Origin of the sequence: Mesorhizobium intechi (assembly GCF_002879535.1) — a bacterium.
Classification (GTDB): domain Bacteria; phylum Pseudomonadota; class Alphaproteobacteria; order Rhizobiales; family Rhizobiaceae; genus Mesorhizobium; species Mesorhizobium intechi.
Genome location: NZ_PNOT02000327.1, coordinates 1 through 17,206, shown reverse-complemented (window position 1 = coordinate 17,206; position 17,206 = coordinate 1). Strand labels below are relative to the sequence as shown.

Here is a 17,206-nt window from a genome sequence, read left to right as displayed (position 1 = left end):
CTGGTACATCGTCCACGCTTATTCGAACTTTGAAAAGAAGGTCGCCGAGGATATCGAGAACAAGGCCAAGCAAAAGGGCCTGTCCGCCGATATCGAGCAGATCGTGGTGCCGACCGAGAAGGTGGTCGAGGTTCGTCGTGGCCGCAAGGTCGATGCCGAGCGCAAGTTCTTCCCGGGCTACGTGCTCCTGAAGGCCAATTTGACCGATGCCGTCTTCTCGCTGGTGAAGAATACGCCGAAGGTCACCGGCTTTCTCGGCGACTCCAAGCCGGTGCCGATCACCGAGGCCGAAGCGCAGCGCATCCTGAACCAGGTGCAGGAAGGCGTCGAGCGGCCGAAGCCCTCGGTCACTTTCGAGATCGGGGAGGCAATCCGCGTGTCGGATGGTCCTTTCGCGTCGTTCAACGGCTTCGTCCAGGAAGTGGACGAGGAGCGGGCGCGGCTCAAGGTGGAAGTTTCGATCTTCGGGCGCGCCGTGCCTGTCGATCTGGAATTCGGACAGGTCGAAAAGGGCTGATCCGAGATCCCTGATGCCGGGTTGGCGATCAGGGGAGGCGGTGCGGAAACGCATGGCCTGAGAACGGTGGGAGGCGAATGTGGCTTAGCCGGCCGCGCGAACCGCACCACCAGACTGCAACCGCCGGTATTTCCCTGACGATGGGACCGGCATAGACAAAGGCAGGAAAAGAGATGGCTAAGAAAATTGCAGGCCAGCTCAAGCTTCAGGTCTCCGCGGGTTCGGCTACGCCGTCGCCCCCGATCGGCCCGGCGCTTGGTCAGCGTGGCATCAACATCATGGAGTTCTGCAAGGCGTTCAACGCGCAGACCCAGGAAATGGAAAAGGGATCGCCGGTTCCGGTCGTCATCACCTACTATCAGGACAAGTCGTTCACCTTCGTCATGAAGACGCCGCCGGTGAGCTATTTCCTGAAGAAGGCCGCGAACCTGAAGTCGGGCTCGAAGGAGCCGGGCAAGGTCAAGGCTGGCACCGTTTCGCGCGACAAGGTGCGCGAAATCGCGACCGCCAAGATGAAGGATCTGAACGCAAACGACGTCGAGGCGGCCATGCGCATGGTCGAGGGCTCCGCCCGCTCGATGGGTCTGGAAGTGGTGGGCTGAGATCATGGCAAAGATTGCAAAGCGTGTATCGAAGACCCGCGAAGGCATCGATCCCAACAAGGCTTATGCCCTGGGTGAAGCGCTGAAGCTCCTCAAGGACCGTTCCTCGGTCAAGTTCGACGAGACCGTCGAAATCGCCATGAACCTCGGTGTCGACCCGCGCCATGCCGACCAGATGGTCCGTGGCGTGGTCAACCTGCCGAACGGCACCGGCCGCTCGGTTCGCGTCGCCGTGTTCGCCCGTGGCGACAAGGCCGAGGAGGCCAAGGCCGCTGGCGCCGATATCGTCGGTGCTGAGGACCTGGTCGACATCGTCCAGAAGGGCACGATCGATTTCGATCGCTGCATCGCTACGCCGGACATGATGCCGCTGGTCGGCCGTCTCGGTAAGGTGCTCGGCCCGCGCGGCATGATGCCGAACCCGAAGGTCGGCACTGTCACCACCGACGTCGCCGCCGCCGTAAAGGCATCGAAGGGCGGCGCGGTCGAGTTCCGCGTCGAGAAGGCCGGCATCGTTCATGCCGGCGTCGGCAAGGTCTCGTTCGACGTCAAGGCGCTGGAAGAAAACATCCGCGCCTTCGCCGATGCGGTGACCAAGGCAAAGCCGGCTGGAGCCAAGGGCAACTACGTCAAGAAGGTGTCGGTCACCTCGACGATGGGCCCGGGCCTCAAGCTCGACGTCTCGACGCTGGCCGCGTCCTGATTAAGACCATTTGGATCGGCCGCCGCAAGGCCGATCCGTGACTGAATTCCGGGCCTTGGATTATCCTGGGCCCGGTACCGGAAGCCGAAAGGCTTCCGGACATCCTGTCCGAGATTGCAGGCGGCCCAAAAGCCTTAATTCATGTGGGCCTGCATGAGACGGGTGAAGACCCGACAACGGAGCGCATGCTCCATTGAAAGGTTCGAACCGTGTTTGCCTTTTGTCTGCGCATCGCCGGCTTTGCCGTCGGTGTGGCGAAAGGGGGCAGGATCCTCGAGCGTCGTTCGGGAGATCCGTTACTGGATGGCCCGGCCGGCAAAAGGCAACCCGACGCCTGTCCTGGAAATGAGATGTTCTCATTGACGGGATTGGGGTCAACTGGAGATAGGCAGTGGACAGAGCGGAAAAACGCGAACTCGTCACGGGCCTGAACGAAGCGTTCGGAAACGCAGGTTCAGTCGTCGTGGCCCACTATGCCGGTATCACCGTCGCGCAAATGAACGACCTTCGGTCGAAAATGCGCGCCGCCGGTGGCACCGTTAAAGTCGCGAAGAACCGTCTCGCCAAAATCGCTCTTCAGGGCACGGACTCCGCATCGATCATCGATCTGTTCAAGGGACAGACGCTGATTGCTTATTCGGAGGATCCGATTGCGGCGCCGAAGGTCGCGTCCGATTTCGCCAAGGGAAATGACAAGCTCGTCATTCTCGGCGGCGCAATGGGCACCACCTCGCTCAATGCCGACGGTGTGAAGGCACTCGCCACACTTCCGTCGCTCGATGAGCTGCGCGCCAAGCTGGTTGGCATGATCGCCACGCCGGCAACCCGGATCGCCCAGATCGTCAATGCGCCAGCGGCCTCGGTCGCGCGCGTCATCGGCGCTTACGCCCGGAAGGACGAGGCGGCATGAGGCCGTTCCTCGCTATCAAAAACACACGTTCGAACCTAACGAAGGAATACAACAATGGCTGATCTCGCAAAGATCGTAGACGACCTTTCGAAGCTGACCGTCCTCGAGGCGGCCGAGCTGTCGAAGCTTCTGGAAGAAAAGTGGGGCGTTTCGGCTGCTGCTCCGGTGGCGGTTGCTGCTGCTGGCGGCGCTGCCGCTGCTGCTGCTCCGGTCGAGGAAAAGACGGAATTCGACGTCGTCCTCACCGACGCTGGCGCTCAGAAGATCAACGTCATCAAGGAAGTCCGCGCCATCACCGGTCTTGGCCTCAAGGAAGCCAAGGACCTGGTCGAAGCGGCTCCGAAGCCGGTCAAGGAAGGCGTTTCCAAGGCCGACGCTGACAAGTTCAAGGCCCAGCTGGAAGCAGCCGGCGCCAAGGTCGACCTGAAGTAAGCGTAAAATCGGCGGGCGGCCTCGCGCCGTCCGCCACTCCCTTCGCCTGGAGGGAGGACGCGTAGCGCGAGATGTACGAGAACCTCTTTCCTGAGGGCCGCAACCGGCCTTCAGGAAACGGGTTTTCTCCCGTTTTAGCCGGCCGCCGAAAGGCGAACGGAGAACAGACAGAGAGCCGCCGCCCAGGTGGCTCGGTATGCAAGGCGGACCGCGGCGAGGTCCGTCCCGAGTTTAGAGCTAAGGAGCGACGATGGCCCAGACCCAGACTTTCAATGGCCGCAGACGCGTACGCAAGTTCTTCGGAAAGATTCCGGAAGTTGCGGAGATGCCGAACCTGATCGAGGTTCAGAAGGCATCCTATGACCAGTTCCTGATGGTGGACGAGCCCAAGGGCGGCCGTCCGGACGAGGGACTGCAGGCTGTTTTCAAGTCGGTCTTCCCGATCTCCGATTTTTCCGGCTCCTCGATGCTGGAGTTCGTGAAGTACGAGTTCGAAGGACCGAAATTCGACGTTGACGAATGCCGTCAGCGCGACCTGACCTATGCCGCGCCGCTGAAGGTGACGCTGCGCCTCATCGTGTTCGATATCGACGAGGATACCGGCGCCAAGTCGATCAAGGACATCAAGGAGCAGGACGTCTACATGGGCGACATGCCGCTCATGACCTTGAACGGCACCTTCATCGTCAACGGCACCGAGCGCGTCATCGTCTCGCAGATGCACCGTTCGCCGGGTGTCTTCTTCGACCACGACAAGGGCAAGTCGCACTCGTCGGGCAAGCTTCTTTTTGCCGCGCGCGTCATTCCCTATCGCGGCTCGTGGCTCGACATCGAGTTCGATTCCAAGGACGTTGTGCACGCCCGCATCGATCGCCGCCGCAAGATTCCTGTGACGTCGCTGTTGATGGCGCTCGGCATGGATGGCGAAGAGATCCTGTCGACCTTCTACAACAAGATCACCTATGTGCGCGCCGGCGACCACTGGCGCATTCCGTTCAACGTCGAGCGTTTCCGCGGTCTCAAGGCCGTCGGCGATCTGGTCGACGCCGATACGGGCGAGATCGTGGTCGAAGCCGGCAAGAAGATCACCGCCCGCCAGGCGCGCCAGCTCGGCGAGAAGGGCCTGAAGGCGATCAAGGCGACCGACGAGGATCTGCTCGGCAACTACCTGGCCGAGGACATCGTCAACTACGCCACCGGCGAGATCTTCCTCGAAGCCGGCGACGAGATCGATGAAAAGACGCTCAAGGTGCTGCTCGGCACCGGCGAGCAGGAGATCAAGGTTCTCGATATCGACCACGTCAATGTCGGCGCCTACATCCGCAACACGCTCAACGTCGACAAGAACGAGAGCCGCCAGGACGCGCTGTTCGACATCTACCGTGTCATGCGCCCCGGCGAGCCGCCGACGCTCGAGACCGCCGAAGCCATGTTCAACTCGCTGTTCTTCGACAGCGAGCGCTATGACCTGTCGGCTGTCGGCCGCGTCAAGATGAACATGCGCCTCGAGCTCAAGGCCGAGGACACCGTGCGCGTGCTGCGCAAGGAAGACATCCTGGCCGTGGTCAAGACGCTGGTCGAACTGCGCGACGGCAAGGGCGAGATCGACGACATCGACAATCTCGGCAACCGCCGCGTGCGTTCCGTCGGCGAGCTGATGGAGAACCAGTACCGCGTCGGGCTGCTGCGCATGGAGCGCGCGATCAAGGAGCGTATGTCCTCGATCGAGATCGACACGGTGATGCCGCAGGATCTGATCAACGCCAAGCCGGCGGCAGCCGCCGTGCGTGAGTTCTTCGGTTCCTCGCAGCTGTCGCAGTTCATGGATCAGACCAACCCGCTGTCGGAGATCACCCACAAGCGTCGTCTTTCGGCGCTTGGACCGGGCGGTCTGACCCGCGAGCGCGCCGGCTTCGAGGTGCGCGACGTGCACCCGACGCACTACGGCCGTATCTGCCCGATCGAGACGCCGGAAGGCCCGAATATCGGTCTGATCAACTCGCTGGCCACTTTCGCGCGTGTCAACAAGTACGGCTTCATCGAGAGCCCGTACCGCAAGATCGTCGACGGCAAGCTGACCAATGACGTCGTCTATCTCTCGGCGATGGAAGAAGCCAAGCACCATGTCGCGCAGGCCAATGCCGAACTGGACAAGAATGGCGGCTTCGTCGACGAGTTCGTCATTTGCCGCAGCGCCGGCGAAGTGATGATGGCGCCGCGCGAAAACGTCGACCTGATGGATGTGTCGCCCAAGCAGATGGTGTCGGTGGCCGCGGCCCTGATCCCGTTCCTGGAAAACGACGACGCCAACCGCGCGCTGATGGGCTCGAACATGCAGCGTCAGGCCGTGCCGCTGGTGCGCGCCGAGGCGCCGTTCGTCGGCACCGGCATGGAGCCGATCGTTGCCCGTGACTCGGGCGCCGCCATCGGTGCCCGCCGCGGCGGCATTGTCGACCAGGTGGACGCGACGCGTATCGTCATCCGCGCGACGGAAGATCTCGATCCGGGCAAGTCCGGCGTCGACATCTACCGGCTGATGAAGTTCCAGCGTTCGAACCAGAACACCTGCATCAACCAGCGTCCGCTGGTGCGCATGGGTGACCGGGTCAACAAGGGCGACATCATCGCCGACGGTCCGTCGACCGAGCTCGGTGATCTGGCGCTCGGCCGCAACGTGCTGGTCGCGTTCATGCCGTGGAACGGCTACAACTACGAGGACTCGATCCTGCTTTCCGAGCGTATCGTCGCCGACGACGTCTTCACCTCGATCCACATCGAGGAGTTCGAGGTCATGGCGCGCGATACCAAGCTTGGACCGGAGGAGATCACGCGCGACATTCCGAACGTTTCGGAAGAAGCGCTGAAGAACCTCGACGAAGCCGGCATCGTCTATATCGGCGCGGAAGTGCAGCCGGGCGACATCCTGGTCGGCAAGATCACGCCGAAGGGCGAAAGCCCGATGACGCCGGAAGAGAAGCTTCTGCGCGCCATCTTCGGCGAAAAGGCTTCCGACGTGCGCGACACTTCGATGCGCATGCCTCCGGGCACTTTCGGCACCGTCGTCGAGGTGCGCGTGTTCAATCGCCACGGTGTGGAGAAGGACGAGCGCGCCATGGCGATCGAGCGCGAGGAGATTGAACGCCTCGCCAAGGACCGCGACGACGAGCAGGCCATCCTGGACCGCAACGTCTACGCGCGTCTTTCCGACGTGCTCGTCGGCAAGGAAGCGATCGCCGGACCGAAGGGCTTTAAGAAGGGCTCGACGCTGTCCAAGGACACGCTCGACGAGTATCCGCGTTCGCAGTGGTGGCAGTTTGCCGTGGAGAACGAAAAGCTCCAGAGCGAACTGGAAGCCCTGCGTGGCCAGTACGACGACTCCAAGAAGGCGCTCGAACAGCGCTTCATGGACAAGGTCGAGAAGGTCCAGCGCGGCGACGAAATGCCTCCGGGCGTCATGAAGATGGTCAAGGTGTTCGTGGCGGTGAAGCGCAAGATGCAGCCGGGCGACAAGATGGCCGGCCGTCACGGCAACAAGGGTGTCGTGTCGCGCATCGTTCCGGTCGAGGACATGCCTTTCCTCGAGGACGGCACGCATGCCGATATCGTGCTCAACCCGCTGGGTGTGCCGAGCCGCATGAATGTCGGCCAGATCCTGGAAACCCATCTGGGCTGGGCCTGCGCGGGCATGGGCAAGAAGATCGGCGAGCTGATCGACACGTACAAGGCGGCCGGCGACATCAAGCCGCTGCGCAAGACGCTCGAGAGCTTCATGCCGGCCAACGACCGCAACGAGCCGATCCGCGACTATGACGACGACAGCATTGTGCGCCTGAGCGAGCAGATGCGCCGCGGCGTCTCGATCGCGACCCCGGTGTTCGACGGCGCGCACGAGGCTGACATCAACGTCATGCTGGAGCAGGCGGGCCTGCACACCAGCGGTCAGTCGCAGCTCTATGACGGACGCACCGGCGAGCCGTTCGATCGCAAGGTGACGATGGGCTATATCTACATGCTCAAGCTTCACCACCTGGTCGACGACAAGATCCACGCGCGTTCGATCGGTCCGTACTCGCTCGTCACCCAGCAGCCGCTGGGCGGCAAGGCGCAGTTCGGCGGTCAGCGCTTCGGCGAAATGGAGGTCTGGGCACTGGAAGCCTACGGCGCCGCCTACACGCTGCAGGAAATGCTGACGGTGAAGTCGGACGACGTCGCCGGCCGCACCAAGGTCTACGAGGCGATCGTGCGCGGCGACGACACGTTCGAGGCCGGTATTCCGGAGAGCTTCAACGTGCTCGTCAAGGAAATGCGGTCTCTCGGCCTCAATGTCGAGCTGGAGAACACCAAGCTCGACGACGCCCCGGTTCGGCTGCCCGACGCGGCTGAGTAAAGGCTTGAGCGCGCCGCACGAAGTTGCGGCGCGCCAAAGGAATTCGACGGCCGGTGGCCGACAAGGACGGCGGGCGTTTGGCCCGCGACTAGATGCAAGGGGTTTTCGAGGACCCCGAAAAGGAGAACGGCATGAACCAAGAGGTCATGAATCTCTTCAATCCGCAGGCGCCTGCGCAGGTGTTCGATTCCATCCGGATCTCACTGGCCAGCCCTGAGAAGATTCTGTCCTGGTCGTTCGGCGAGATCAAGAAGCCGGAGACCATCAACTACCGCACCTTCAAGCCGGAGCGTGACGGTCTGTTCTGCGCGCGCATTTTTGGCCCGATCAAGGACTATGAGTGCCTGTGCGGCAAGTACAAGCGCATGAAATACAAGGGCGTCATCTGCGAGAAGTGCGGCGTCGAAGTCACGCTGTCGCGCGTCCGCCGCGAGCGCATGGGCCATATCGAGCTCGCCGCTCCCGTCGCTCACATCTGGTTCCTGAAGTCGCTGCCCTCGCGCATCGGCACGCTGCTCGACATGACCCTGAAGGACATCGAGCGCGTCCTTTACTTCGAGAACTACATCGTCACCGAACCTGGCCTCACCGCGCTGAAGGAGCACCAGCTGCTCAGCGAGGAAGAGTACATGATCGCCGTCGACGAGTATGGCGAGGATTCCTTCACCGCCATGATCGGCGCCGAGGCCATTCATGATCTTCTGGCCGGAATGGATCTGGAGAAGATCGCCGGCGACCTGCGTTCGGAATTGGCTTCGACCACGTCCGAGCTGAAGCAGAAGAAGTATCTGAAGCGGCTCAAGGTCGTGGAAAACTTCATGGAATCCGGCAACCGTCCGGAATGGATGATCATGAAGGTGGTTCCGGTGATCCCGCCGGACCTGCGCCCGCTCGTCCCGCTGGACGGCGGTCGTTTCGCGACGTCTGACCTGAACGATCTCTATCGCCGCGTCATCAACCGCAACAACCGCCTGAAGCGGCTGATCGAGCTGCGCGCGCCCGGCATCATCGTGCGCAATGAAAAGCGCATGCTGCAGGAAGCGGTCGACGCCCTGTTCGACAACGGCCGTCGCGGCCGCGTCATCACCGGCGCCAACAAGCGTCCGCTGAAGTCGCTGTCCGACATGCTGAAGGGCAAGCAGGGCCGGTTCCGCCAGAACCTCCTCGGCAAGCGCGTCGACTATTCCGGCCGCTCGGTCATCGTCACCGGTCCGGAGCTCAAGCTGCACCAGTGCGGCCTGCCGAAGAAGATGGCGCTCGAACTGTTCAAGCCCTTCATCTATGCCCGTCTCGACGCCAAGGGTTACTCCTCGACCGTCAAGCAGGCCAAGAAGCTGGTCGAGAAGGAACGTCCGGAAGTCTGGGATATTCTCGACGAGGTCATCCGCGAGCACCCGGTTCTGCTTAACCGCGCGCCGACGCTGCACCGCCTCGGCATCCAGGCGTTCGAGCCGATCCTGATCGAAGGTAAGGCGATCCAGCTGCACCCGCTGGTCTGCACGGCCTTCAACGCCGACTTCGACGGCGACCAGATGGCGGTCCATGTGCCGCTGTCCCTGGAAGCGCAGCTTGAAGCCCGCGTGCTGATGATGTCGACCAACAACATCCTGCACCCGGCTTCCGGCGCGCCGATCATCGTGCCGTCGCAGGACATGGTTCTGGGTCTCTACTATCTCTCGATCGTCAACCAGAACGAGCCGGGCGAGGGCATGGTGTTTGCCGATATGGGCGAACTCCAGCACGCGCTCGAGACCAAGGCGGTTACCCTGCACGCCAAGATCAAGGGCCGCTTCCGCACGGTCGACGCCGAAGGCAAGGTCGTGTCGAAGATCTACGACACCACGCCTGGCCGCATGATCATCGGCGAGCTTCTGCCGAAGAACGTCAATGTGCCTTACGAGACCGCCAACCAGGAGATGACCAAGAAGAACATCTCCAAGATGATCGACACCGTCTACCGCCATTGCGGCCAGAAGGAGACGGTCATTTTCTGCGACCGCATCATGGCGCTCGGTTTCGCTCACGCCTGCCGTGCCGGCATTTCGTTCGGCAAGGACGACATGCTGATCCCGGACAGCAAGATCAAGCTGGTGTCCGACACCGAGGCTTTGGCCAAGGAATACGAGCAGCAGTACAATGACGGCCTGATCACGCAGGGCGAGAAGTACAACAAGGTCGTCGACGCCTGGGCCAAGTGCTCGGAAAAGGTCGCCGACGAGATGATGGCCCGCATCAAGGCGGTGGAGTTCGAAGACAACGGCCGTCAGAAGCCGATGAACTCGATCTACATGATGTCGCACTCCGGTGCGCGTGGCTCGCCCACCCAGATGCGTCAGCTTGCCGGCATGCGCGGCCTGATGGCCAAGCCGTCGGGTGAAATCATCGAGACGCCGATCATCTCGAACTTCAAGGAAGGCCTGACCGTGCTCGAGTACTTCAACTCGACCCACGGCGCCCGCAAGGGTCTGGCCGACACCGCCTTGAAGACGGCGAACTCGGGTTACCTCACCCGCCGTCTGGTCGACGTGGCGCAGGACTGCATCGTCAACTCCGTGGATTGCGGCACCGACAAGGGCCTCACCATGCAGCCGATCGTCGATGCCGGTCAGGTTGTCGCTTCGGTCGGTCAGCGCGTGCTGGGCCGTACCGCGCTCGACGACATCAACCATCCGGTGACCGGCGACCTGCTGGTCAAGGCCGGGACGCTGATGGACGAGCGCGACGTGGAGCAGATCGAAAAGGCCGGCGTCCAGTCGGTCCGCATCCGCTCGGCACTGACCTGCGAGGTCAGGGTCGGCGTGTGCGCGGTCTGCTACGGACGCGATCTGGCGCGCGGCACCCCGGTCAACCAGGGTGAAGCCGTCGGCGTCATCGCGGCGCAGTCGATCGGCGAGCCGGGCACCCAGCTCACCATGCGTACCTTCCACATGGGCGGTACCGCGCAGGTGGTGGATAGTTCGTTCCTTGAAGCCTCCTATGAGGGCAAGGTCGAGATCCGCAACCGCAACGTGGTGCGCAATTCCGACGGCCAGCAGATGGTCATGGGCCGCAACATGGCGGTGCTGATCCTCGACGAAGCCGGCAAGGAGCGCGCCACGCACCGTGTCACCTATGGTTCGCGCATCTTCGTGGACGACGGCGACAAGGTGAAGCGCGGCCAGCGCATCGCCGAGTGGGACCCTTACACCCGCCCGATCCTCACCGAAATCGAGGGCAAGGTGGCGTTCGAGGATCTGGTCGACGGCATCTCCGTCCAGGAAACGGCCGACGAGTCGACCGGCATCACCAAGCGTGAGGTCATCGACTGGCGTTCGACGCCGCGCGGCAACGACCTGAAGCCGGCGATCGTCGTCCAGGACGCCAAGGGCAAGGTCGGCAAGCTGTCGAAGGGCGGCGATGCCCGCTTCCTGCTTTCGGTCGAGGCCATTCTCTCGGTCGAGCCGGGCGCGCAGGTCCGTCCCGGCGACGTGCTGGCGCGTATCCCGATGGAAAGCGCCAAGACCAAGGACATCACCGGCGGTCTGCCGCGTGTTGCCGAACTGTTCGAGGCACGTCGTCCGAAGGATCACGCCATCATCGCCGAGATCGATGGCACGATCCGCTTCGGCCGCGACTACAAGAACAAGCGCCGTATCATCATCGAGCCGCATGACTCGACGCTTGAGCCGGTCGAGTACCTGATCCCGAAGGGCAAGCCGTTCCATCTCCAGGACGGCGACGTCATCGAGAAGGGCGACTACATCCTCGACGGCAATCCGGCGCCGCACGACATCCTGGCGATCAAGGGCGTGGAAGCGCTTGCTTCCTACCTCGTCAACGAGATCCAGGAAGTCTACCGCCTGCAGGGCGTGTCGATCAACGACAAGCACATTGAGGTGATCGTTCGCCAGATGCTGCAGAAGGTCGAGATCACCACGCAGGGCGACTCGACCTACATTCCGGGCGACCACGTCGACGTGATCGAACTGGAAGAGGTCAACGAGCGCCTGATCGAGGACGGCAAGAAGCCGGCCGAAGGTCAGCCAGTGCTGCTCGGCATCACCAAGGCCTCGCTGCAGACGCCGTCCTTCATCTCGGCCGCCTCCTTCCAGGAGACGACCAGGGTGCTGACGGAAGCCGCGGTTGCCGGCAAGACCGACATGCTGCAGGGCTTGAAGGAAAACGTCATCGTCGGCCGGCTGATCCCGGCCGGTACGGGCGGCACGATGAGCCAGATCCGGCGCATCGCCACCTCGCGCGACGAACTGATCATCGACGAGCGCCGCAAGGCCTCCGGTGTGGAAATCGCCGAGCCGATGCTGGCCGATATGACAACCGCCGCGCAGTAAGCGCGGCGGGAGCAATTCGAGGAAAACTGTAAAACGGKTTTCCCACCGGAATTGCCAGAAGAAGTAAGAAATCTCAGGCAACTGGGCCGCCGGGGCAACCCGGCGGCCTTTTTGTTTCCCGCACCGTGGCGAAGTTGGTATCCAAAGGGCGGCAAGAGAGGCCCCCGGGCCCCACCTTTCCGCATTTCGGCTTTCGATCGGAGAAGAAAACGATGAGCACGAAAACCTGGGCGGCTGTCGACGACTACATCGTTGATGCCCTGTTCGAAGCGGATCCCGCGCTCGACGCCGTTCTGGCCGCCAACCGCGACCAGGGCCTGCCACCGATCGACGTCTCGCCGGCACAGGGCAAGCTGCTTTCGCTCCTGGCGCGCATTCAGGGCGCTAGGAAGATCCTCGAAATCGGCACGCTGGGCGGCTATTCGACGATCTGGATGGCGCGCGCCTTGCCTGCCGACGGCAAGATCATGACGCTGGAACTCGATCCGCACCACGCCAGGGTCGCGGCGGCGAACTTTGTCCGCGCAGGTGTCTCGGACCGCGTGAACCTTCGGCTAGGGCCGGCGCTTCAATCGCTTGCCGCGCTAGGCGCTGAAAATGCCGGGCCGTTCGATCTCGTCTTCATCGACGCCGACAAACCGAACAACCCGAATTATCTCTCCTGGGCCATGCGGCTTTCGCGGCCGGGAACAGTCATCATCTGCGACAACGTCATCCGCGAAGGTGCAGTGATCGGCCGGGATGGCCATGACGCCAACGTCGTAGGCGCCCGGGCGGCGTTCTCATTCATCGGCGGCGACAAGCGTCTGGACGGCACGGCCATCCAGACCGTTGGCGCCAAGGGCTATGACGGCTTTGCCATTGCGGTCGTCAGTTGACGGTCAATCGAAGAACGCCTCGACCACATTGCGCTTGCCGAGCATGAAGGCGTCGGCGACATGCTGGAGGGGCGCCAGGTCGACGTCCGACGCACCGGAGCGTACGATCTCGGCAAATTGTCTGTAGAGCATCGGATATTCCGCTTCCGCTTCCTCATGGACGATCTGGCCGTCGATGGCGAGCCTCGAGCCGCCACCGGAAAGCACCATCTTGCCGGCATCCGTGTCGGCCAGGATGTCCCAGCTTTGCGGGCCGGTTTGCAGCCAGTCGAGATCCATCGTCACCGGCAACCCGTTCGAGGTGCGGAAGGTGACTTGTGCCGCGACCGGGGCGGCACGGTTTTCCGGAAAGTCGAGCACGGCCGAGGTGATGAACATCGCCGGCAGGATGTGGGTCGCGATCGACAGTGCGTTGATGCCGGGATCGAAGACCCCGAAGCCGCCCGGCGCCCAGATCCACTCTTGGTTCGGATGCCAGCGGCGCACATCTTCCTTCCAGACGATCGCCGCGGAGCGCAGCCGTGTCGATGCGAGAAAGCCGCGCGCGGCCTCCACCGCCGGCGCATAGCGCGAGTGCCAGCTGGCAAACAGCGAGACGCCGTTCTTGGCGGCCAGCACCTTCAGGTCCTCGACCTCGCTGACCGTGGCGCCCGGCGGCTTTTCCAGGAAGACATGCTTCTTCGCCTCGAGCGCGGTGCGCGCGGCATCGTAACGGAATTGCGGCGGCATGCAGAGCGAGACGGCCTCAAGCTCGGCCACCGCGTCGAGCATTGCTTCGATGGTGGGAAAATTCGGGATGTCGTCGACCTTGCCATGCCGGCTGGCGGCGGCGATGAGGCGAAAATTCCCGTCGTTCGCCAGGGCCGGTAGATGCTGGTCGCGGACGATCTTGCCGACGCCGACGATGCCTATCTTGATGGGCTGGGACACGGCCGCTCCGTCTGTTTTGATGATGGTGAGCGTTTCTATCAGAACACTTGCCCCGGGCAAGCCGGAAGCGGAAAGTCAGCCCCAGCTTTCCTCGAATTCCAGCGTCAGTTTTCCGCCCGCCAGAAAGGCTTCGATGGCAGGTTCGAAGGGCGAGGGGTCGAGGCCATTGGCCGCCAACCATTCATCGGAATAATAGGTATTGGCGTACCGGTCGCCGGAATCGCAGATCAGCGTCACCAGCGAACCGGTCTTGCCGTGCTCGATCATGCGCGCCGCCTGAAAGCACATGGCAATGAAGTTGGTGCCGGTCGAACCGCCGACACGACGGCCGAGCCGGCGCGACAACACCTGCATTGCCGCCAGAGACACGGCGTCGGGCACTCGCAGCATATGATCGATGACGCCTGGCACGAAGGACGGCTCCATGCGCGGCCGGCCAATGCCTTCGATGCGCGACGGCTGCTCGCAGCGACACTCGCGATCGTGCGTTGCAAAGCCGTCGAAGAAGGCGGAGCGCTCGACATCCGCGACCGACAGCCGCGTGGCGTGCCGCTTGTAGCGCAGGTATCGGCCGATCGTGGCCGTGGTGCCACCCGTCCCTGCGCTCATCACGATCCAGCTCGGGATGGGATGCCGCTCCTCGCGCATCTGCCCGAAGATGGAATCGGCAATGTTGTTGTTGCCGCGCCAGTCGGTGGCGCGCTCGGCATGGGTGAACTGGTCCATGAAATGCCCGCCGAGCCGTTCGGCGAGTTCGGCCGACTCGGCATAGATGCGCCTGCCGTCGTCGATGAAATGGCAGTTGCCGCCATAGTGTTCGATCGCGGCGATCTTTTCACGCGAGGTCGAACGCGGCATCACGGCGTAGAACGGCACGCCGATCATGCGGGCGAAATACGCTTCCGACACCGCGGTCGAGCCCGATGAGGCTTCGATAACCGGGGTGCCTTCGCCGACAAGGCCATTGCACAGCGCATAGAGAAAAAGCGAACGCGCCAGCCTGTGCTTCAGGCTGCCGGTCGGATGGGTGGATTCATCCTTGAGATAGAAGTCGATCCCAGTCAGCGCCGGCAGGTCGAGTTTCCAGAGGTGGGTGTCGGCTGATCGGTGCTGGTCGGCCTCGATCGCGGCGACCGCCTGGTCGGCCCAAGCTCGGGATGCAGGTTCAACCGCCTTTGATCCGGCCATCGTCGGGGTCCTGGTTTCAGACGGGTGCGTCGAAGGTGACGATCGACACTTCGCCTTCGAGCGCGCCCTGATAGGCCGACAGATGCGGCTCGTCGTCCGGCACGCCGTCCATATCGCCGATCTGGTCGAGCTCGGCCTCGGCATAACCTTCGGCCGCAAGCGATTCGAGCGCGCGGCGCACCGCCGAATCGTCGTCGGGAGCGACCAGCATGACATGCACGCCTTCCGCCTTGCCGCCTTTGCGCTTCCACACCCGGCCGGTGATGATGGTGACCGGGCGTTCTTCATTGTCGTTCACGGGCTGATTCCTCCTGGCAAAGCGCGGGCGAGGGGATTTTGAGTGCTCAGGCGGCCTTTTCGCATGAAGCGGGGCCGCGCGACAGCCGAAACCGGGTCACTTTCTTCTCCGTCCTTGCAAAATGGAGAAAGAAAATTACATGCGCCTTTCGCATGGCTGCCAAGCCCCGGCTTCAATGCAATATTTGGCACTGCGGGGTTGACGGTTAGCGGGCTTGCGAGTAGAAGCCGCCCAGTCAGAACCGATGTGAGGCTCTCCTTTCCGAAGCGACACGCTTTGGAGTTTGCTTCAAACAGGGTTCGTTTTACGAGCGAAAAGACATTTCCGGCGTGCACGAAGCGGCTCCCGCTTCCTCTGCCATTTGTTCGGGCAAGACCGCGAGGCGCGGTTTGTGGCCCGAATTTGCGTATGGAAATGACGCTTTGAGCGGCCCTGACCGGGCGAGACACGGAATTGAGAGACAAGAGGGTTTAATGCCTACCGTCAACCAGCTGATCCGCAAGCCGCGCATTGCGCCGGTGAAGCGCAACAAGGTCCCGGCCATGCAGCAGAACCCGCAGAAGCGGGGCGTCTGCACGCGCGTCTACACGACGACGCCGAAGAAGCCGAACTCGGCGCTGCGCAAGGTGGCCAAGATCCGCCTGACCAATGGTTTTGAAGTGATCGGTTACATCCCCGGCGAAGGTCACAACCTTCAGGAGCACTCCGTGGTCATGATCCGCGGCGGCCGCGTCAAGGATCTTCCGGGCGTCCGCTACCACATCATCCGCGGCGTGCTCGACACGCAGGGCGTGAAGAACCGCAAGCAGCGCCGTTCGAAGTACGGCGCCAAGCGTCCGAAGTAAGATTTTCCGGCTCTGGCGCTGCTTGAAAGCGTCGGGCTACGAGATTGAGAGACAAAAGCCATGTCGCGTCGTCACAGTGCAGAAAAGCGTGAGATCAACCCGGATCCGAAGTTCGGCGATCTGATCGTCACCAAGTTCATGAACGCCGTCATGTATGACGGCAAGAAGTCGGTCGCCGAAACCATCGTCTATGGCGCGCTCGACCAGGTCCAGTCGAAGACCAAGCAGGAGCCGGTCACCGTCTTCCATCAGGCGCTCGACAACGTCGCGCCGCATGTGGAAGTGCGTTCGCGCCGCGTCGGCGGCGCCACCTACCAGGTTCCGGTCGACGTGCGTCCCGAGCGCCGCCAGGCATTGGCCATTCGTTGGCTGATCGCGGCTGCCCGCAACCGCAACGAGACCACCATGATCGATCGCCTCTCCGGCGAGTTGATGGACGCGGCCAACAACCGCGGCACGGCCGTCAAGAAGCGTGAAGACACCCACAAGATGGCTGAAGCCAACCGCGCTTTCGCGCACTACCGCTGGTAAAGCGCGAACAGGACTGAGAGGCAGCTACGATGGCCCGCGAATACAAAATCGAAGACTACCGCAATTTCGGTATCATGGCGCATATTGACGCCGGCAAGACGACGACCACCGAGCGCGTCCTCTATTACACGGGCAAGTCGCACAAGATCGGCGAAGTGCACGACGGCGCTGCCACCATGGACTGGATGGAGCAGGAGCAGGAGCGCGGCATCACCATCACGTCAGCCGCCACCACGACCTTCTGGAAGGGCCGTGACGGCAAGATGCGCCGCTTCAACATCATCGACACTCCCGGACACGTCGACTTCACCATCGAAGTTGAGCGTTCGCTGCGCGTGCTCGACGGCGCCATCGCGCTGCTCGATGCCAACGCCGGTGTTGAGCCGCAGACGGAAACCGTCTGGCGCCAGGCCGACAAGTACCGCGTTCCGCGCATGATCTTCTGCAACAAGATGGACAAGATCGGCGCTGACTTCTACCGCTCGGTCGAGATGATCGGCTCGCGCCTTGGCGCGCAGGCTGTCGTCATGCAGCTGCCGATCGGCGCCGAGACCGAATTCAAGGGCGTCGTCGACCTCGTCGAGATGAACGCGCTTGTCTGGCGTGACGAGACGCTGGGCGCTGCCTGGGACGTCGTCGAGATCCCGGCCGACCTTC

General features: G+C 62.6%; 14 protein-coding genes. 11 read left to right on the top strand and 3 right to left on the bottom strand.

Annotation, left to right across the window (positions count from 1 at the left end; genetic code table 11):
- From nusG to C1D09_RS27690, 8 genes are all read left to right on the top strand, one after another.
- The coding region (gene nusG, locus C1D09_RS27725; protein ID WP_143977236.1) for a transcription termination/antitermination protein NusG at positions 1-517 on the top strand (517 nt) is incomplete at its 5' end.
- Between the two features lie 173 nt (positions 518-690).
- Positions 691-1,119 (top strand): 50S ribosomal protein L11, encoded by a 429-nt coding sequence (gene rplK / locus C1D09_RS27720; protein ID WP_010909262.1) that lies wholly within the window; start codon positions 691-693, stop codon positions 1,117-1,119.
- 4 nt (positions 1,120-1,123) lie between these two features.
- Positions 1,124-1,822, top strand: coding sequence for a 50S ribosomal protein L1 (gene rplA / locus C1D09_RS27715; RefSeq protein ID WP_143977235.1), 699 nt, complete (start codon positions 1,124-1,126; stop codon positions 1,820-1,822).
- 391 nt (positions 1,823-2,213) lie between these two features.
- Positions 2,214-2,732, top strand: coding sequence for a 50S ribosomal protein L10 (gene rplJ, locus C1D09_RS27710; protein ID WP_010909264.1), 519 nt, complete (start codon positions 2,214-2,216; stop codon positions 2,730-2,732).
- 54 nt (positions 2,733-2,786) lie between these two features.
- On the top strand, positions 2,787-3,164 hold the full coding sequence (gene rplL, locus C1D09_RS27705) for a 50S ribosomal protein L7/L12 (RefSeq protein ID WP_006202136.1): 378 nt from the start codon (positions 2,787-2,789) through the stop codon (positions 3,162-3,164).
- 250 nt (positions 3,165-3,414) lie between these two features.
- A complete protein-coding gene (gene rpoB / locus C1D09_RS27700; protein ID WP_143977234.1) occupies positions 3,415-7,551 on the top strand; it encodes a DNA-directed RNA polymerase subunit beta in 4,137 nt (1,378 codons plus the stop codon).
- A gap of 131 nt (positions 7,552-7,682) precedes the next feature.
- Positions 7,683-11,879, top strand: a complete 4,197-nt coding sequence (gene rpoC, locus C1D09_RS27695; protein ID WP_143977233.1) for a DNA-directed RNA polymerase subunit beta' — start codon at positions 7,683-7,685, stop codon at positions 11,877-11,879.
- A 212-nt stretch (positions 11,880-12,091) separates the two neighbouring features.
- Positions 12,092-12,757: an O-methyltransferase gene (locus C1D09_RS27690; RefSeq protein ID WP_143977232.1), complete on the top strand. Its 666-nt coding sequence runs from the start codon at positions 12,092-12,094 to the stop codon at positions 12,755-12,757.
- A 3-nt stretch (positions 12,758-12,760) separates the two neighbouring features.
- Here C1D09_RS27690 and C1D09_RS27685 read toward each other — a convergent pair whose 3' ends face one another.
- The 3 genes from C1D09_RS27685 to C1D09_RS27675 form a co-directional block, all read right to left on the bottom strand.
- Positions 12,761-13,687, bottom strand: a complete 927-nt coding sequence (locus C1D09_RS27685; RefSeq protein ID WP_143977231.1) for a Gfo/Idh/MocA family protein — start codon at positions 13,685-13,687, stop codon at positions 12,761-12,763.
- Positions 13,688-13,762: 75 nt separating this feature from the next.
- Positions 13,763-14,875 carry a PLP-dependent cysteine synthase family protein gene (locus C1D09_RS27680; protein ID WP_143977230.1) on the bottom strand — a complete coding sequence of 371 codons (1,113 nt, stop codon included), beginning with the start codon at positions 14,873-14,875 and terminating at the stop codon, positions 13,763-13,765.
- Between the two features lie 16 nt (positions 14,876-14,891).
- The gene (locus C1D09_RS27675) at positions 14,892-15,173 is read right to left on the bottom strand and encodes a transcriptional regulator (RefSeq protein ID WP_143977229.1); all 282 of its coding nucleotides are present in this window, start codon (positions 15,171-15,173) and stop codon (positions 14,892-14,894) included.
- Positions 15,174-15,646: 473 nt separating this feature from the next.
- Here C1D09_RS27675 and rpsL point away from each other — a divergent pair, with 473 nt between their 5' ends.
- From rpsL to C1D09_RS27660, 3 genes are all read left to right on the top strand, one after another.
- On the top strand, positions 15,647-16,018 hold the full coding sequence (gene rpsL, locus C1D09_RS27670; RefSeq protein ID WP_006333356.1) for a 30S ribosomal protein S12: 372 nt from the start codon (positions 15,647-15,649) through the stop codon (positions 16,016-16,018).
- A 60-nt stretch (positions 16,019-16,078) separates the two neighbouring features.
- Entirely contained in the window at positions 16,079-16,549 is a 471-nt protein-coding gene (gene rpsG, locus C1D09_RS27665; protein ID WP_006202127.1) for a 30S ribosomal protein S7, read from the top strand.
- A 29-nt stretch (positions 16,550-16,578) separates the two neighbouring features.
- Positions 16,579-17,206 (top strand): GTP-binding protein (locus tag C1D09_RS27660; RefSeq protein WP_143977228.1); only part of this gene is annotated, 628 nt, incomplete at its 3' end.